The 17,492-nt window shown below is 69.0% G+C and carries 14 protein-coding genes; 9 read left to right on the top strand and 5 right to left on the bottom strand.

From position 1 onward, the window contains the following. Positions 1–49 precede the first annotated feature (49 nt). The 6 genes from AB7M35_RS07460 to AB7M35_RS07485 all read left to right on the top strand — a co-directional run bounded on the left by AB7M35_RS07460 (position 50) and on the right by AB7M35_RS07485 (position 4,371). Positions 50–343, top strand: a complete 294-nt coding sequence (locus tag AB7M35_RS07460) for a YciI family protein (RefSeq protein ID WP_453958520.1) — start codon at positions 50–52, stop codon at positions 341–343. Between the two features lie 4 nt (positions 344–347). Next, complete coding sequence (locus AB7M35_RS07465) at positions 348–767, top strand: EVE domain-containing protein (protein WP_453958522.1); 420 nt, start codon at positions 348–350, stop codon at positions 765–767. Next, positions 764–1,453, top strand: coding sequence for a class I SAM-dependent methyltransferase (locus tag AB7M35_RS07470; RefSeq protein WP_453960660.1), 690 nt, complete (start codon positions 764–766; stop codon positions 1,451–1,453). Before AB7M35_RS07465 ends, AB7M35_RS07470 begins: the two co-directional genes overlap by 4 nt. Before the next feature lie 111 nt (positions 1,454–1,564). Continuing rightward, a complete protein-coding gene (locus tag AB7M35_RS07475) occupies positions 1,565–2,551 on the top strand; it encodes a L,D-transpeptidase (RefSeq protein WP_453958524.1) in 987 nt (328 codons plus the stop codon). Between the two features lie 222 nt (positions 2,552–2,773). Next, complete coding sequence (pdxY, locus tag AB7M35_RS07480; RefSeq protein ID WP_453958525.1) at positions 2,774–3,637, top strand: pyridoxal kinase PdxY; 864 nt, start codon at positions 2,774–2,776, stop codon at positions 3,635–3,637. Next, the gene (locus AB7M35_RS07485; protein ID WP_453958526.1) at positions 3,634–4,371 is read left to right on the top strand and encodes a DUF429 domain-containing protein; all 738 of its coding nucleotides are present in this window, start codon (positions 3,634–3,636) and stop codon (positions 4,369–4,371) included. The genes pdxY and AB7M35_RS07485 overlap by 4 nt, the downstream gene beginning before the upstream one ends. A gap of 3 nt (positions 4,372–4,374) precedes the next feature. On the opposite strand, the gene AB7M35_RS07490 is transcribed toward AB7M35_RS07485, so the two are convergent. Next, positions 4,375–5,106: a L,D-transpeptidase gene (locus AB7M35_RS07490; protein ID WP_453958528.1), complete on the bottom strand. Its 732-nt coding sequence runs from the start codon at positions 5,104–5,106 to the stop codon at positions 4,375–4,377. Between the two features lie 272 nt (positions 5,107–5,378). On the opposite strand from AB7M35_RS07490, the gene AB7M35_RS07495 reads away from it, so the two are divergent. Next, positions 5,379–6,287, top strand: coding sequence for a DMT family transporter (locus AB7M35_RS07495; RefSeq protein WP_453958529.1), 909 nt, complete (start codon positions 5,379–5,381; stop codon positions 6,285–6,287). Between the two features lie 9 nt (positions 6,288–6,296). Here AB7M35_RS07495 and AB7M35_RS07500 read toward each other — a convergent pair whose 3' ends face one another. Then, a complete protein-coding gene (locus AB7M35_RS07500; protein ID WP_453958530.1) occupies positions 6,297–7,214 on the bottom strand; it encodes a YihY/virulence factor BrkB family protein in 918 nt (305 codons plus the stop codon). A gap of 117 nt (positions 7,215–7,331) precedes the next feature. Here AB7M35_RS07500 and AB7M35_RS07505 point away from each other — a divergent pair, with 117 nt between their 5' ends. Next, a complete protein-coding gene (locus AB7M35_RS07505; protein WP_453958531.1) occupies positions 7,332–9,014 on the top strand; it encodes an acyl-CoA dehydrogenase family protein in 1,683 nt (560 codons plus the stop codon). A 9-nt stretch (positions 9,015–9,023) separates the two neighbouring features. Here AB7M35_RS07505 and AB7M35_RS07510 read toward each other — a convergent pair whose 3' ends face one another. Next, the gene (locus AB7M35_RS07510) at positions 9,024–9,419 is read right to left on the bottom strand and encodes a winged helix-turn-helix transcriptional regulator (RefSeq protein WP_453958532.1); all 396 of its coding nucleotides are present in this window, start codon (positions 9,417–9,419) and stop codon (positions 9,024–9,026) included. A gap of 44 nt (positions 9,420–9,463) precedes the next feature. Here AB7M35_RS07510 and AB7M35_RS07515 point away from each other — a divergent pair, with 44 nt between their 5' ends. After that, on the top strand, positions 9,464–10,273 hold the full coding sequence (locus AB7M35_RS07515; protein ID WP_453958534.1) for an SDR family NAD(P)-dependent oxidoreductase: 810 nt from the start codon (positions 9,464–9,466) through the stop codon (positions 10,271–10,273). A gap of 137 nt (positions 10,274–10,410) precedes the next feature. On the opposite strand, the gene AB7M35_RS07520 is transcribed toward AB7M35_RS07515, so the two are convergent. Both AB7M35_RS07520 and gltB read right to left on the bottom strand, forming a co-directional pair. After that, a complete protein-coding gene (locus AB7M35_RS07520; protein WP_453958536.1) occupies positions 10,411–11,835 on the bottom strand; it encodes a glutamate synthase subunit beta in 1,425 nt (474 codons plus the stop codon). 212 nt (positions 11,836–12,047) lie between these two features. Further along, on the bottom strand, positions 12,048–16,763 hold the full coding sequence (gltB, locus tag AB7M35_RS07525; RefSeq protein ID WP_453958538.1) for a glutamate synthase large subunit: 4,716 nt from the start codon (positions 16,761–16,763) through the stop codon (positions 12,048–12,050). Between the last annotated feature and the right edge of the window lie 729 nt (positions 16,764–17,492).

Here is a 17,492-nt window from a genome sequence, read left to right on the forward strand (position 1 = left end):
CCCGAAGACACGCCGTTTGCAGACCGACGGTTTCAACGAGAAGGAAAGGATGCCCATGCTGTTCCTCGCCATCTGCCGCGACAAGCCCGGTGCCACCCAGCTGCGCGCCGACACCCGCCCCGACCACGTCGCCTGGCTCCAGCGCACCGGCAAGAACATCAAGCTCGGCGGACCGTTTCTCGCCGACGACGGCGTGACGCCGAAGGGCTCCATGCTGATCGTCGAGGGTGAGAGCCTGGACGAGGTCCGCGCCTACCTGGCCGACGACCCGTACGCCCATGCCGGCCTGTTCGAGAGCACCGAGATCATGCCCTGGCGCTACGTGCTCGGAACGGAGCTCTGAGATCGTGGCGTACTGGCTGTTCAAGTCCGAGCCGAACACCTGGTCGTGGGACGACCAGGTGAAGAAGGGCAAGGAGGGCGAAGAGTGGAACGGGGTGCGCAACCACCTCGCCAAGAACCAGATGCAGGCGATGAAGATCGGCGATCTCGGCTTCTTCTACCACTCGGTCAACGAGAAGCAGATCGTCGGCATCGTGAAGGTGGTGGCCGAAGCCCACCCGGATTCCACCGACGGAACGGGCACCTGGCACTGCGTCGACATCGCGGCGGTGAAGCCGCTGAAAGAGCCCGTCACGCTGGAGACCGTCAAGAAGACGCCGGAGCTCGCCGACATGATGCTGGTGAAGAACTCGCGTCTCTCGGTGCAGCCGGTCACCGACGACGAGTGGAAGCTCGTGTGCAAGATGGGCGGCGTGACAGCCTGACCGCGACCCCGCCCACCGGCGAGGATCCTGCGTCCGCGCGCCGCCGCGCGTTCATCCGCGACCATACGCGGGTGTGGGCGCCACCCCATGTGCCCGAGATCGTCCTGCACCTCGCCGACGAGGCAACGGACCTTTGGGAAAAGACCGAAGAGGAGCTCGGCGCGCTGGGCGTGCCGCCGCCCTTCTGGGCCTTCGCCTGGGCCGGCGGGCAGGCCCTGTCGCGCTACCTTCTCGACCACCCCGGCCTGGTGGCCGGCCAGAGCGTCCACGACTTCGCCAGCGGCTCCGGGCTGGTCGCCATCGCCGCCGCGCGCAGCGGCGCGCGCAGCGTCGTCGCCAGCGAGATCGATGCCTTCGCCATCGAGGCGATCGCCATGAACGCCGATCTGAACGGGGTGTCGGTCGTCGCGCATCTGGGCAACGTCCTTGCGGCGCCGCCGCCCGACGTCGACCTGCTGCTCGCCGGCGACATCTTCTACGAACGACCCATGGCGGAAGCGGCGCTCGCCTGGCTCGACCGCGCGCGGTCGGCCGGCACCGAGGTACTGATCGGCGATCCCGGCCGCTCCTACCTGCCCCGCGACCGTCTCGCGCGCGTCGCCGAGTACCACGTCGAGGTCACCCGCGCGCTGGAGGACAGCGAGGTCAAGCATACCACCGTCTGGCGGCTTCAGAAGAAGCGCTAACCCGCCGTTAACCATAACCGGTGAGATCATGCGCCGGCGGCGGAATTCGTCCGCGCGCCTGCCCCGCTGAGGCCGCCGATCGGTGCGGCCCGCGCCCTGCGAGGATTCGCCGTGATCGATCGCCGTCTCTTTCTCAATGGTCTTGTCATCTTCGGTGCGGCGGGCCTCGGACTCGTTTCGCGCGGCCATGCCCTCGACATCGCGGCGATGAAGCCCGGCGAGTTCTTCTGGGACCTCGACCGCGCCCCGGCCGGCCCGATGGTCATCATCGTCTCGCTGCCGGCGCAGCGGCTGTACGTGTACCGAGCCGGCGAGCTGGTCGCTGTCTCCACGACCTCGACCGGCAAGCCGGGCCACGAGACGCCCACCGGGGTGTTCACGATCCTGCAGAAGGACAAGGACCACCACTCGAGCATCTACAACAACGCATCGATGCCCTTCACCGAGCGGCTCACCTGGTCCGGTGTCGCGCTGCATGCCGGGAACCTGCCCGGCTATCCGACCTCGCACGGGTGCGTTCACCTGCCGCTGGCATTTGCCAAGGACCTGTTCGGCATCACCCCTCTCGGCACGCCGGTCATCATCGCCGACAGCCACTCGGGTCCGGCCGACGTGCTGCATCCCGGCCTGCTGTTGCCGGCAGACGCCGAAAGCGAGGCGGTGGCCGAGACGATCATGACCGACGGCGACACCGCCGCCGTGCCCGCCGGCGCATCGACCGCCACACCCGCGGCGGTCATCGCCTCCGCCGCCGATGGCCGGATCTATGTCATGGAGAACGGCACCCTCACCTTCGACGGGCCGATCACGGTCGCCGACGGCCCTCCCATCGGCAACACGCTCTATGTGATGAAGGCCCAAGGCACCGACGGACCGCCGGCCTGGGTCGCCGTCCGCTACGAGACGGCGGCCGGTTCACAAACGCCCGAGGCCCCGAGCAGCGATCCGCTCCACCGGATCTCCGCCGATGCGAACGTGCGCCAGCGTCTGGCCTCGCTGTTCGTTGCGGGCTCCACCCTGCTCGTCACCGAAGATCCGGCGCATCCGGGCACCCGCTCGGATCCCGGCTTCGTCGTCGCCACCCACGACATGGTCTGACCGACGGCAGAGGGGCGGCGTGTCGGTATAGGGTCTATGAGACCAGACCGCATCAAGCGCCGCAGGCCCGCTCTCGCGATCGCGTGATTTCCTGCCGGCCGCGGATCGGGTAGATCAACGGCAACCAGACCGGCACACGGCCGCTGAAACGTTGATCGCTCGCTCAAGGACGGCGCATGGTACCCGCGCCGCTCGCGCGATGCAGGCATCGGACAGGACCCCATGACCACCGCTTCGCCCGCCGCAGTCGTCGTCATTTCCTCGCTCGTCGCGCGCGGCGGGATCGGCCTGCGCGCCGCCGGCTTCGCGCTGGAACGCCTCGGCCACCAGGTGTGGTCGGTACCCACGGTGTTCCTGCCCTGGCACCCGGGGCATGGGCCCTCCACCCGCATCGTGCCGCCCGTCGCCGACTTCGAGGCCGCGCTGGCGGACCTTGCCGAGACCGCCTGGCTGGACGAGGTCGGCGCGGTGATCTCCGGCTATCTCGGCAGCGCCGAGCAGGCGCCCGCGGTCGCCCGGTTCGTGCGGCGCGTGAAGGAGCGCAAGCCCGACATTCGCTACCTCTGCGATCCGGTCTCGGCCGACGACGGCGGGCTCTACGTCCCCGACGCCACCGCCGAGGCGATCCGCTCGGAGCTGCTGCCGCTCGCCGACATAGCCACCCCCAACCGGTTCGAGCTTGCCTGGATGACCGGCCGCTCCATCGAGACCATCAACGAGACCCTGGACGCCGCCCGGGCGCTGGGGCCGCAGCGCGTGCTGGTCACCTCCGCCCCGGCCCTGATGCGCAACTCCGTCGCCATGCTCTACACCACGCCGCGCGGCGCATGGGTCGCCGAACACCCGCTGGTGGCGCACCCGCCGCACGGCCCCGGCGATCTCTCGAGCGCCCTCCTCATCGACCAGGTGCTCGCCGGCCATCCGGGACCGGCCGCGCTGGAGCGCACCGCGGCCGGCGCCTACGAGATCGTCGCGCGCTCGGCGAAGGCCGGCTCGGACGAGCTGATGGTGGTCGCCGAGCAGGGCCGGCTGGCGCGGCCTATGGCCATGGTGCAGATGCGCCGGATCGCCGAAGCCCGGGCATGACCGGAACCCGCATCGTCGCCGGCGTCGACGGCTGCCGCGGCGGCTGGGTCGCCGTCATCCTCGACCGCGACCGGCCCGAAGCCCCGAAGGCGCGCACCTACGCCCGGATCGCCGACCTGGTCGAGGACCTGCCGGAGAGCGCCGTCCTGGCCGTCGACATGCCGATCGGCCTGCGCGAGCGCACCGGTCCCGGCGGACGCGGGCCGGAGCGCGCGGTGCGCCCCCTGCTCGGCATGCGCCAGTCGTCGGTGTTCTCGGTGCCGTCGCGCGCCGCCGTCCATGCCGCGGATTATCCGGAGGCCTGCCGCATCGCCCGCGAGACCTCCGACCCACCGCGCGCGGTGTCCAAGCAATGCTTCTTCTTGTTCGACAAGATCCGCGAGATCGACGCGCTGCTCATCGCGCGCCCGGAGCTGATCCCGCGCCTCTACGAGACGCATCCGGAGGTCGCCTTCTGGCGCCTCAACGGCGGGCGGGCGATGGAGAAGCCGAAGAAGGTGAAAAGCACGCTGGCGCAGGAGGGGCTCGTGGAGCGCCGCGCGCTGCTGGAGGCGTGCGGCCTGCCGGCGGCGCTGTTCGACGCGCCGCGCCTGCCCGGCGTCGGCGCGGACGACCTGCTCGACGCGGCGGCCAACGTGCTGATCGCCTGCCGCATCGCCGATGGCGAGGCGGAACCGTTTCCGGCGCCGCTGGAGCACGACGCCCACGGCCTGCCGATCGCCATCTGGGTGTGAGGGTCAGCCCGCCGTTTCGAGCGCGGCGGTGACCACGCGGCGGTCGCTGTCGGGACCGAGCACGATCACCTTGGCGCCAACGGGCACCCGGTCGTAGAGGTCGGCGACGTCCTCGTTCTTCAGGCGGATGCAGCCCGACGAGACGGCGTAGCCGATGGTCCAGGCCTGGTTGGTGCCGTGGATGCGGTAGAGCGTGGACCCGAGATAGAGCGCGCGGGCACCGAGCGGGTTCTCCGGCCCGCCGGGCATGAAGTCCGGCAGGTTCGGCTGGCGCGCGAGCATGTCGGCCGGCGGCCGCCAGTCCGGCCACTCCGCCTTGCGGCTGATGTGCTCGACGCCGTTCCAGGTGAAACCATCGCGGCCGACGCCGATGCCGTAGCGGATCGCCTGGCCGTTGGGCTCGACGAGGTAGAGGTAGCGGGTGGCGGTGTCGATGATCACCGTGCCCACCGGCTCGTTGGTCCGGAACGGCACGACCCGGCGCCGGTACTGCGCCTCGTGGATCGCCGCCATTTCCTCGCGCGACGCCTGGTAGGTCTTCCACTTGCCCGAGGTCGGATCGTAGAAGCGGTAGGTGGGCCGCGGCTCGGCCTTGGGCTTGGAGCCGATCGGCCGGTAGTCGATCCACCGCTGGTTCTGGGGATCCCAGACGCGCACGGTCTGGCCGGCCGTGGCCGCCCCGGCGGCGAACGCCAGGATGGCGGCGGAGACGGCAAGGGTTCGCAGACGCTTCATGGCAGGTTCCGTCAGGCTGTTGGGCGATCCGGCGGAACGCCCCCCTGGCCGTTCCTTGGCGCCAACGATCGCGCCAACATGGTTAGCATCCGGTTAACGGCCCGCAACCGGGACACGCCTGGATTGCCGCCCGGCCAAGACGGTGCTTTGGTCGGGGCGACCAGAATCACTTCTGCCCCACCCGGGCGCGGGCGGCACGACCGCCCCCCGGGACCGTTTCCAGGAGAGACCCGCGTGCCCACGCCCGCCGCCTCGGCGCCCCGGTCGGCTCGATGACCGACCAACCCCGGCCGGCCGGACCGCCCCGCCTCCTCGTCGAATGGGCGGTCCCGTCGCTCTTCGTCGTGCTGTGGTCGACCGGCTACATCGGCTCCAAGTTCGGCGCGCCCTACGCCGAGCCGTTCACCTTTCTCGCCCTGCGCTTCGTGCTGGTGATGGCGGTGATGGGCGCCGCCATCCTGATCACCGGGGCGCGCTTCCCCACCGGGCGCGGCCGCATCCGCCACTCCGTCGTCATTGGCATGCTGATGCACGGGATCTACCTGGGCGGCGTGTTCTTCGCGATCGCCCACGGGATGCCGGCCGGCGTGGCGGCGCTGATCGTCGGCCTGCAGCCGCTGATGACGGCGATCGCCGCGGCGCTTGCCCTCGGCGAGAAGCTGTCGCCGCGCACCCTCGGCGCGCTGGCGGTGGGGCTGATCGGCGTCGGGCTGGTGCTCGGGCCCCGCTTCACGCTGGTCTCCGGCGGCATCACGCCCGCCACCATCGCCGCCGTCGTCGTGGCGGTGATCGCGATCTCCGGCGCGACCGTCTACCAGAAGCGCTTCGCCACCGACACGAACCTGTGGATCGGCGGGCTGCTGCAGTACACCGGCGGCCTGATCGTGGCGCTGCCGATGGCGCTCCTCACCGAGACGATGGTGGTGCAGTGGACGCCCACCTTCATCGCCACCCTCGCCTGGCTGGTGCTGGTGCTGTCGGTGGGCGCGGTGACGCTGTTCATGATCCTGATCCGCGCCGGCGCCGTCTCGAAGCTCGCCACGCTGTTCTATCTGGTGCCGGCGACGACCGCGCTGATGGGCTTCCTGTTCTTCGGCGAGAACCTTTTGCCGCTGCAGATCTTCGGCATGGTTCTGGCCTCCGCCGCCGTGGCGCTGGCCGGCCGGAGCAAGCCGGCGTGAGGCGGACGCTCAGTCGGGCTCGGGCGTCAGCGCGCGCTGGGAGCGGTAGCGCAGCAGCGCGGAGTTGATCTCGGCGCCGAGGATCAGGAGCCCGGCGGAGATGTACAGGAACACGATGGCGGTCATGATGCCGGCGAGCCCGGCATAGGTGGCCGCGTAGTTGGCGAAATCCTTGAGATAGTAGCCGAAGCCGGCGGCCCCGATCATCCACAGGACCAGCGTGGCGACGATGCCCGGCATCAGGTCGGCGAAGCGCCGCCTGCCCGCCGGCAGCCAGACGTGGGCCGCCACCAGCGCGACCACGATGATCATCGCCGCCAGGAAGAAGCGCGCCAGGTGGAAGATGCCGGTGAAGGCGCCGAGCCACGGCGCGAAGACGACGGCGCTGCCCCAGCCGATCGGCCCGAGCACCAGGAGCACGCCGACCGCCAGCATGGTCACCGAGCCGAACACCACGAAGCCCAGACTCTGCAGCCGGCGGAACACCAGGCCGCGGTCCTCGCTCGACCGGTAGGCGCGGTTGAGCGCCAGCCGCAGCGCCTCGATGCCGTTGGAGGCGACCCAGATCGACGCCACGAAGCTGACCGTCAGGAGGCCGCCGTGGGGGCGCTTCAGCACCGCGCTCACCTCGTTGGCGATCGGGTCGGCCACCCCGCTCGGCCAGGTGGAGAAGATCAGCTGCGTCGCCTCGGTGGCGAGTTCCTGCGAGCCGAACAGGCTGGCCAGCGTGCCGAGGATGATCAGGAACGGGAACAGCGACAGCAGCATCGACAGCGCTACGTGGCTGGCGATCGCCCACCCGTCGTCACCGTCGAAGCGGACCAGCGCGCTGGACACCACCCGCCACGTCGGACCGATCCACGGCAGCTTCCGCGCCACCCGGCGCAGCCGGTCGGTGTAGTAGCGGTGGTCGACGGAAAAGGCCATGACAGGCGACAACACCCTCAACACGCAGCCGGCGACATGCCGCAACGCACAACTTCATTTGCCGAGCTACCCGACCTGTCTATATCGTCTTCCCCGGGTCTTGCCAGGGAGGTTGCCATGCTCGCCGATGTTGTCTCATCCGAGGTGTCGCAGGAAGCACTGATCGCGCGCGCCCAGGAAGCGGTCGCGGCGGTGGACGGACTGGCGGCGCGCGCGCGCGCCAGCGTCCGCGATGCGCTGATGGTCGACGGGCGGATCGATGCGGCGCGGCTGGAGGCCGACCAGCACGGCGTCCACGGCCTCGCCTGGCTCTCCACCTACGTGGAGGCGCTGCGCCAGCTCGCCGACTACGCCGAGCGTCTGGCCGGCGAAAACGCCCTCGGCGCGGCGGAAGCGCTGATCCTCCGCATCGGCTTCGGCGAGTACCTGACCCAGATCTTCGCCGGCGTGCCGATGAACCAGGGCGAGACTGTGCGGCTGCGCGACCTCGGCCTCGCCGACGCCGACGTGGCGCCGGCCCGCACCGACGCGGTGCTGTGGTTCATCGACGAGGGCAACACCCGCGCCACCCGCGCCGAACTCGCCGCCCTCTTGGAGATCCACGACATCGGCTCGCCGGTGGGCGCGCTCGGCCTCGACGAGACGATCGAGGCGATGCGCGTCGAGATCCACCGCTTCGCCGAGGCCGAGGTCTCGCCGTTCGCCCACGAATGGCACCTGAAGAACGACTACATCCCCATGGACGTGGTGGCGAAGATGTCCGAGCTCGGCGTCTTCGGGCTGACGATCCCGGAGGCCTACGGCGGGCTGGAGCTCGGCAAGGAGGCCATGTGCGTGGTCTCCGAGGAGCTGTCGCGCGCCTATATCGGCGTCGGCTCGCTCGGCACCCGCTCCGAGATCGCCGCCGAGCTGATCCTCGGCGGCGGCACCGAGGCCCAGAAGGAGCACTGGCTGCCGAAGATCGCCTCCGGCGAGGTGCTGCCCACCGCCGTCTTCACCGAGCCCAACACCGGCTCCGACCTCGCCTCGCTGAAGACGCGGGCGACGAAGGAGGGCGACGTCTACCGGGTGAGCGGCAACAAGACCTGGATCACCCATCCGGTCCGCGCCGACCTGATGACCCTCATGGTGCGCACCAACCCGGCCGAGAGCGGCTATCGCGGCCTGTCGATGCTGCTGGCGGAAAAGCCGCGCGGCTCGGACGCGGACCCGTTCCCGGCCGAAGGCATGTCGGGCGGCGAGATCGAGGTGCTCGGCTACCGGGGCATGAAGGAATACGAGATCGCCTTCGACGGCTTCGAAGTGGCCGCGGACGCGCTGCTCGGCGGCGTCGAGGGCCAGGGCTTCAAGCAGCTCATGCAGACCTTCGAGTCCGCTCGCATCCAGACCGCCGCGCGCGCCATCGGCGTCGCCCAAGCGGCCCTCGAACTCGGCCTGCGCTATGCCCGCGAGCGGGTGCAGTTCGGCAAGCCGATCTTCGCGTTCCCGCGGGTCGCCGACAAGCTGGTGATGATGGCGGTGGAGGTCACGATCGCCCGCCAGCTGACCTACTTCTCGGCGCGCCAGAAGGACTCCGGCCGGCGCTGCGACCTGGAAGCGGGAATGGCCAAGCTGCTGGCCGCCCGCGTCGCGTGGGCGGCCGCCGACAACGCGCTGCAGATCCACGGCGGCAACGGCTTCGCGCTGGAATACCCGATCTCCCGGGTGCTCTGCGACGCCCGCATCCTCAACATCTTCGAGGGCGCCGGCGAGATCCAGGCCCAGGTGATTGCGCGACGGCTGCTGGATGGAAGCAACTGAGCGAGAGCTTCACTTCGCTCCTTCGCACACATCACCCTGATGTCGTCGGGAAAACTCCCGCGCCGCCATCAGGATCGGCATCAGGTCGCGGCCTGCGCCGGTAAGCCGATATTCCACATGTGGCGGCTGCTCGTCGAAGTCCCGCTTCGCCACCAGCCCGTCCGCCTCCAGCTCCCTCAGATGCTGCGTCAACATCTTCTGGGAGACACCGGGAATGTCGCGCAGCAACTGGAAAGTCCGCATTGACGGTTCGGCGAACAAACGGAACAGGATAGGAAGCTTCCATCGACCGCTGATCATGCGCAGCACTCTCGTCACATGGAACACCGAGCCGTCCGCTCCGAGGCAGTCAGCCCTGTCGTCCTCCTCGACAGGCACTTTTAAGTGCCTAATTGCCTCTTCCATCGAAGTCTCCTCGTATCGCCGCCTACGCAAACAGGAGGCGTGCGGTGAATCTACAACTCGAAGACAGAGTTGCGCTGGTAACGGGCAGCAGCAAGGGGATCGGCGAAGGCGTCGCCAGAGGTCTTGCCCGGGAGGGCGCGGTCGTCCTCGTCCACGGTCGCAACAGATCGAAAGCGGATGATGTCGCTCGCGACATCGTCGCCCAGGGCGGCCGGGCCCATGCCGTCACTGGCGACCTCACCGACGAAAATGAGGTCGCCAGGCTCGTTACCGAAGCCAAGTCGTTCGCCGGGCCTGTCGGGATCCTGGTCAACAACGCGGGCGGGTCCGGGGAGACGGAGGACTGGACGACGACGCGCGCCCGGACATGGGTGGCCAGCTACGACCGGAATGTCCTCGCTGCCGTCAGGATAACGACCTTGCTCCTACCGGACATGCAGGCCGCGGGATGGGGAAGGATCATCAACATTTCCAGCCTTGCCGCACTGATGCCGCCCCCGCACCGGCCGGACTACGGGGCTGCAAAGGCTGCCATGATCGCCATGACGGCCTCCCTAGCGAAAGCCGTCGCGGCAGATGGCATCACGGCGAACACGGTATCGCCCGGCACGATCCACAGCGTGAGCCTGGACCAGGCTTTCAGAAAGGTGGCGGTAGAGAAAGGCCTCCAGCGAGACGCACCCTGGCCGGAGATCGAGCAAGCCGTGCTACCGGTCTTTGCCCAGGTTCCGATGGGTCGCGTCGGTACGCTCGACGAGATTGCCGATGCGATCGCATTCCTGGCCAGTCCCCGCGCGAGCTACATAACCGGAGCGAATCTGCGGCTCGACGGCGGCATGTGGCCAGGACTCTAGAGCCACCCTGGGGCGGCTGGATTGACCCGTAGCACGGGAAGAGGATCCACGGCATCCGCTTCGCATGCGGAACGGACGAGACCGGCCTCGTCCGACCGCGAGGATGCTGAGCGCCGCGCCTTTCCCGCGACCCGCTGCTACCGCGGCAGGGTCGTCGAGCCGGTGAGGAACTGGTCGATGGAACGGGCCGCCTGGCGGCCTTCGCGGATCGCCCAGACGATCAGCGACTGGCCGCGCCGCACGTCGCCGGCGGCGAAGACCTTCTTGAGGTTGGTCTGGTAGGCCTCGGTGTCGGCGAGCACGTTGCCGCGCCGGTCCCGCTCCATGGTCGACATCTCCTCAAGGTAGGTGCCTTCCTTCGGACCGGAGAAGCCGATGGCGATCAGCACCAGGTCGGCGCGCACCAGGAACTCGGTGCCGGCGATCGGCTGGCGCTTCTCGTCGACGCGCGAGCACTGGACGTGGGTCACGCGGCCGTTCTTGCCGACGATGCCGAGCGTCGCGGCGGAGAACTCGCGCTCGGCGCCCTCGGCCTGGCTGGACGAGGTGCGGAACTTGGTCGGCCAGTACGGCCACACGGCGAGCTTGTCCTCGTGCAGCGGCGGCATCGGGCGGATGTCGAGCTGGGTGACGGTCAGCGCGCCCTGGCGGAACGACGTGCCGATGCAGTCCGACGCCGTGTCGCCACCGCCGATGACGACGATGTGCTTGCCGCCGGCCAGGATCGGCGCCTCGTCGATCGGCTCGCCACCGACGCGGCGGTTCTGCTGCACCAGGAACGGCATCGCGTAGTGGACGCCTTCCAGATCCATGCCCGGCAGGCCGGGATCGCGCGGCTTCTCGGCACCGCAGGCGAGCAGCACCGCGTCGTGGCCGTCGATCAGCTCCTGGAACGTCGCGTTGACGCCGATCTCGACGCCGTAGTGGAAGGTGACGCCCTCGGCTTCCAGCTGCCGGACGCGCCGGTCGATGTGATGCTTCTCCATCTTGAAGTCGGGGATGCCGTAGCGCAGCAGGCCGCCGGCCTTCGGCTCGCGCTCGTAGACGTGGACGGCGTGGCCGACCCGGGCGAGCTGCTGTGCGGCGGCCATGCCGGCCGAGCCGGCGCCGATGATCGCCACCGTCTTGCCGGTCTGGAAGTTGGCCGGCTGCGGCCGGATCCAGCCGTTCGCCCACGCCTTGTCGGCGATCGCCTGCTCGATGGTCTTGATGGAGACCGGCACGTCCTCGAGGTTGAGGGTGCACGCCTCCTCGCACGGCGCGGGGCAGACCCGGCCGGTGAATTCGGGGAAGTTGTTGGTGGAGTGCAGGTCGTGGGCGGCGGCCTGCCAGTCGTCGCTGTAGACCAGATCGTTCCAGTCGGGGATCTGGTTGTCGACCGGACAGCCGGTCGGGCCCTGGCAGTAGGGCACGCCGCAGTCCATGCAACGGGCAGCCTGGCGCTGCACCTCCGGTTCGGTCAGCGGCAGGGTGAACTCACGAAAATGGCGCACGCGATCGGAAGCAGGCTGATACTTCTGCTCCTGCCGATCGATCTCCAGAAACCCTGTCACCTTGCCCATTCGGCCAATCCTGCCTTGCGTCGTCGGTTGTCTCTTTTCGGCTCAGTCGCGTGCGCCGGCCTGCGCGCCGCATCGAAGCGGCGGCCGGTCGGTCCCTTACCCGAGCCTCTTAGAGGCGTTTCAGTGAAGGGTCGAGCCGGAGGTATCCTTCCGGCCCGGTTTTCGCCGCTGGCGGGTCCGGCGCAGCGGCGCCGGCCAGCCCCCCGTTCCGCTCATTCCGCCGCCATGCCGACCCGCGCCCGCTCCATTTCGCGGAGCGCGCGTCGGTACTCGACCGGCATCACCTTGACGAACTTGGGACGGTAGGTCTCCCAGTTGTCGAGGATCGTCTGGCCGCGGGTGGAGCCCGTGTGGCTCACGTGCGCCATGATCAGCGTGCGCAGCCGTTCGTCGTCGTGGTGGGTCATGTCCGAGGACACGTCCACCCGGCCCTTGGTCTCCACGTCGCCGCCGTGGTGATGCAGCTTCTCCAGGAGGTCGTCCTCCTCGGCCACCGGCTCCAAGTCGACCATCGCCAGGTTGCAGCGCGACGGGAAGTCGCCCGCCTCGTCGAGCACGTAGGCGACGCCGCCGGACATGCCGGCCGCGAAGTTGCGCCCGGTCTGGCCGAGCACCACCACCACGCCACCGGTCATGTACTCGCAGCCGTGGTCGCCCGCACCCTCGACCACCGCGATGGCGCCAGAGTTGCGCACCGCGAAGCGCTCGCCCGCGACGCCGCGGAAGTAGCACTCGCCCTCGACCGCGCCGTAGAGCACGGTGTTGCCGACGATCATCGAGTGCTCGGGCTCGAACTGCACGTTCTCCGGCGGCCGGACGATGATCTTGCCGCCCGACAGGCCCTTGCCGACGTAGTCGTTGGCGTCGCCGACGAGGTCGAGCGTCACGCCCTTCATCAGCCACGCACCGAACGACTGGCCGGCGGTGCCCTTCAGCTTGATGCGGATGGTGTCGTCGGGCAGTCCGTCGTTGCCATGATGGCGGGCGACCTCGCCCGACAGCATGGCGCCGGCCGAACGGTCGACGTTGCTGATCCGCGTCTCGATCTCCACGGGCGTGCGGGTCTCGATGGCCGACATCGCCTTGGCGATGAGCGTCCGGTCGAGCACGTCGTCGATCGGGTGGTTCTGGCGGGCCGTGTGATAGATGTCCTCCGGCGCGCCTTCCGCCTGGAAGAACACCTTGTCGAAGTTCAGGCTCTTCGCCTTGAAGTGGTCGACGAGCTTGCTCTGGTCGAGGATGTGCGACTGGCCGACCAGCTCGTTGATCGTCCGCACGCCCAGCTCGGCCATGATGCCGCGCACCTCTTCCGCCACGAAGAAGAAGAAGTTGATCACGTCCTCGGGCGTGCCCTTGAAGCGCTTACGCAGCACCGGATCCTGGGTGGCGATGCCGACCGGGCAGGTGTTCAGGTGGCACTTGCGCATCATCAGGCAGCCGGTGGCGATCAGCGGCGCGGTGGCGAAGCCGAACTCGTCGGCGCCGAGGATCGCCCCGATGACCACGTCGCGGCCCGTCCGCATGCCGCCGTCGACCTGCAGCGCGACGCGCGAGCGCAGGCCGTTCAGCACCAGCGTCTGGTGCGCCTCGGCCAGCCCCATCTCCCACGGCGAACCCGCGTGCTTGATGGAGGTCAGCGGCGAGGCGCCGGTGCCGCCCTCGAAACCGGCGATGGTGATGTGGTCGGCGCGCGCCTTGGCGACGCCCGCCGCGACCGTGCCGACGCCCACCTCCGACACCAGCTTCACCGAGATGTCGGCGGCCGGGTTGACGTTCTTCAGGTCGAAGATCAGCTGGGCCAGATCCTCGATCGAGTAGATGTCATGGTGCGGCGGCGGCGAGATCAGCCCGACGCCCGGGGTGGAGTGGCGCACCTTTGCGATGATCGCGTCGACCTTGTGGCCGGGCAGCTGGCCGCCCTCGCCGGGCTTGGCACCCTGGGCCATCTTGATCTGGATCTGGTCGGCGTTGACCAGATAGTCGGTGGTCACGCCGAAGCGGCCCGAGGCGACCTGCTTGATGGCCGAGCGCTTGGAATCGCCGTTCGGCATCGGCAGGAAGCGTTCCGCCTCCTCGCCGCCCTCGCCGGTGTTCGACTTGCCGCCGATCCGGTTCATGGCGATGGCGAGCGCCTCGTGGCTCTCCTTGGAGATCGCGCCGAACGACATGGCGCCGGTGGCGAACCGCTTGACGATGTCCACCGCCGGCTCGACCTCGTCGAGCGGCACCGGCGCGCGGCCGAGCTCCTCGGCCGACTTGAGCCGGAACATGCCGCGGATCGTGTAGCGCCCCGCCTCCTCGTTCACCAGGCGGCTGTAGGCGAGATACTCTTCCGGCTGGTTGGTGCGGACCGCGTGCTGCAGGTGGGCGATGACGTCCGGGCCCCACATGTGGCTCTCGCCGCGGGTCCGGTACGCGTACTCGCCGCCGACCTCCAGGCTGCGCACCAGCACCGGGTCGTTGCCGAACGCCGACACGTGACGGCGCACCGTCTCCTCGGCGATTTCCTGCAGGCCGATGCCGCTGATGGTCGTCGCCGTGCCGAAGAAGAACTGCTCGACGAGGTCGTCCGACAGGCCGACCGAATCGAAGATCTGCGCGCCGCAGTACGACTGGTAGGTGGAGATGCCCATCTTGGACATCACCTTCAGGATGCCCTTGTCGATGGACTTGATGTAGCGGTGCACGACCTCCTGGTCGTCGACCTCCTCCGGGAAGCCGGACTTCATCTCCGCCAGCGTCTCGAACGCGAGATAGGGGTTGATCGCCTCGGCGCCGTAGCCGGCCAGCACGCAGAAATGATGGATCTCGCGCGGCTCGCCGGATTCCACCACCAGGCCCACCGCCGTCCGGAGGCCCTTGCGGATCAGGTGATGGTGGACGCCGGCGGTCGCCAGCAGCGCGGGAATCGCGATGCGCTGGCGGCTGACCAGCCGGTCCGAAAGGATGATGATGTTGAAGCCGTCGGCGACCGCCTTTTCCGCCCGGTTGCACAGCCGCTCGATCGCCGCCGACATGCCGGCGGCGCCGTTCTCGGCGGAATAGGTGCAGTCGAGCGTGATCGTCTGGAACTGGTTGTCGGCGATGTCGCCGATTTCCCGGATCTTCTCCAGATCGTGGTTGGTCAGGATCGGCTGGCGCACCTCGAGCCGCTTGCGCGTCGACTGGCCCTTCAGGTCGAACAGGTTCGGCCGCGGGCCGATGAACGACACCAGGCTCATCACGAGTTCCTCGCGGATCGGATCGATCGGCGGGTTCGTCACCTGGGCGAAGTTCTGCTTGAAGTAGGTGTAGAGCAGCTTCGGCCGGTCGGAGAGCACCGACAGCGGCGTGTCCGTGCCCATCGAGCCGATCGCCTCCTGGCCGATGGTCGCCATCGGCGCCAGCAGGAACTTCAGGTCCTCCTGGGTGTAGCCGAACGCCTGCTGGCGATCGAGAAGGCTCTCGTTGGTGGTCGGCGTGCGGCCGCGTACCGGCACCAGGTCCTCCAGCACCATCTGGGTGCGGGCGAGCCACTCGCGATACGGGTTGGCCGTGGAGAGCTGACGCTTCACCTCCTCGTCGGAGATGATGCGGCCCTCCTCGGTGTCGATCAGCAGCATGCGGCCCGGCTGCAGCCGCCACTTGGAGACGATCTTCTCGTCCGGGATCGGCAGCACGCCGGCCTCCGACGCCATCACCACGAGGCCGTCCTCGGTAACGACGTAGCGCGCCGGGCGCAGGCCGTTGCGGTCGAGCGTCGCGCCGATCTGGCGGCCGTCGGTGAAGGCGACCGCCGCCGGCCCGTCCCAAGGCTCCATCAGGGCGGCGTGGTACTCGTAGAAGGCCTTCCGGTCGTCGTCCATCAGCGGGTTGCCGGCCCAGGCTTCCGGGATCAGCATCATCACCGCGTGGGACAGCGAGTAGCCGCCCTGCACCAGGAACTCGAGCGCGTTGTCGAAGCACGCCGTGTCCGACTGGCCCTCGTAGGAGATCGGCCAGAGCTTCTGGATGTCGGCGCCGAAGTGTTCGGACTCGGCGCTCGCCTGGCGGGCCGCCATCCAGTTGACGTTGCCGCGCAGCGTGTTGATCTCGCCGTTGTGGGCGACCATCCGGTAGGGATGCGCCAGCCGCCACGACGGGAAGGTGTTGGTGGAGAAGCGCTGATGCACCAGCGCCAGCGCCGATTCGAAGCGCTCGTCGGTCAGGTCGCGATAATAGGGCCCGAGCTGGTTGGCCAGGAACATGCCCTTGTAGACCATGGTCCGGCAGCTCATCGAGACGACGTAGAACTCCGACTTCTCGCCCTCGGTCTCCCGGTAGATCGTGTTGGAGATGACCTTGCGCAGCACGTAGAGGCGCCGCTCGAAGCTGTCCTCGTCGACCTCGTCGGCGCCGCGGCCGATGAACACCTGCATGTGCACCGGCTCGACGTCGGTGACCAGCGACGACAGGCCGGAGTTGTCGACCGGCACTTCGCGCCAGCCGAGCAGCACGTGGCCCTCCGCCTCGATCGCCGCGGCGATGATGTCCTCGCAGTGGGCGCGCAGCGCGTCCTCGCGGGGCATGAACACCATGCCCACGGCATAGGCGCCGGGCTCCGGCAGCTCGAAGCCCAGCCGGTTGCACTCCTCCACGTAGAGGCCGTGCGGGATCTGGCAGAGCAGGCCGGCGCCGTCGCCGACCAGCGGATCGGCACCCACCGCGCCGCGGTGGGTCAGGTTGACGAGGATCTCCAGCCCCTGCTGGACGATCCGGTGCGACTTGCGGCCGTGCAGGTCGCAGACGAAGCCGACGCCGCAGGCGTCGTGCTCGGCGCCCGGACGATAGAGGCCGGAGGTCGCGGCGCGGGTCCGTGCGGCGCGCGCGGCGGTGCCGCGATCCTGCGAGCCCTTGCCGGCCTTCGCCGGGGCCACGACGCTCATCGGTCCACCCGTGATCTGGTTCATCGTCCGCATGCCTCGTCTGGATCGCCTGCCGCCGGATGATACCACCCGCCCGCAGCGCGATCGCGTCCACTCGTGTGAAGCGTCGACCCGTCGCCGGGCCGGTGCGCTCCCCGGCCGAGCATTCCCGCAAGCAGTCCGCGGGGACGTCGACCGATCTCGATACCCTGCCCCACCCAGGCTGCGTTCCTGCGAACGCCGGATGGCGCAGCCGCCGTGCTCACGGGAGGGTTTCCTCCCCGCGCGTACGGCGCTGAAACTCGCATAGAGCCGGAGCGGGCGGTTGGGGCAACTCCCGCAACCCCGATCGCTCCGATGGCTGGCGACCGGCGGACCTCGCCGGATCGGGTCGCGCCTCCGCGCGGGAGGCTGCAGCTCGATCGGGCAGGCGATCGTCACCGGTGCACCGCGCAATGTCGGTCTGGCCCAGGTCCGGAAGTCGCCTGCGCGCGCGTCTTCCTGACGGTTCCGGTCATGGGGCTCGATCCTCCCGATCGCCCCGACACCCGCCCGTCGGCCAGTGGTCGCCATCATCTTACCGGACGGCCCGGATTTCCAGCCCCGTCGCCTGGCCCGGTGTATTTTACGACAGCAATCCTGTCCTAATCACTTGTCAGAAATTGCCAGAAGAACGCCTCTCCCGCAAGATGTGTGCTCGACCCCGTCCCCATCCCTCGTCTTCCGCGCGCCGAAACCGACCGTCTCCGCGGCATTTTGCTGGTTGACGCGACT

The sequence above is a fragment of the Amorphus suaedae genome (genome assembly GCF_053629675.1).

What these genes read in the sequence shown, in the direction of transcription:
- AB7M35_RS07510 (WP_453958532.1), bottom strand. Translation starts at nt 9,419, where the DNA reads ATGGAAGAGGCAATTAGGCACTTAAAAGTGCCTGTCGAGGAGGACGAC.
- AB7M35_RS07520 (WP_453958536.1), bottom strand. Translation starts at nt 11,835, where the DNA reads ATGGGCAAGGTGACAGGGTTTCTGGAGATCGATCGGCAGGAGCAGAAG.
- AB7M35_RS07485 (WP_453958526.1), top strand. Translation starts at nt 3,634, where the DNA reads ATGACCGGAACCCGCATCGTCGCCGGCGTCGACGGCTGCCGCGGCGGC.
- AB7M35_RS07495 (WP_453958529.1), top strand. Translation starts at nt 5,379, where the DNA reads ATGACCGACCAACCCCGGCCGGCCGGACCGCCCCGCCTCCTCGTCGAA.
- AB7M35_RS07490 (WP_453958528.1), bottom strand. Translation starts at nt 5,106, where the DNA reads ATGAAGCGTCTGCGAACCCTTGCCGTCTCCGCCGCCATCCTGGCGTTC.
- AB7M35_RS07500 (WP_453958530.1), bottom strand. Translation starts at nt 7,214, where the DNA reads ATGGCCTTTTCCGTCGACCACCGCTACTACACCGACCGGCTGCGCCGG.
- AB7M35_RS07460 (WP_453958520.1), top strand. Translation starts at nt 50, where the DNA reads ATGCCCATGCTGTTCCTCGCCATCTGCCGCGACAAGCCCGGTGCCACC.
- gltB (WP_453958538.1), bottom strand. Translation starts at nt 16,763, where the DNA reads ATGAACCAGATCACGGGTGGACCGATGAGCGTCGTGGCCCCGGCGAAG.
- pdxY (WP_453958525.1), top strand. Translation starts at nt 2,774, where the DNA reads ATGACCACCGCTTCGCCCGCCGCAGTCGTCGTCATTTCCTCGCTCGTC.
- AB7M35_RS07505 (WP_453958531.1), top strand. Translation starts at nt 7,332, where the DNA reads ATGCTCGCCGATGTTGTCTCATCCGAGGTGTCGCAGGAAGCACTGATC.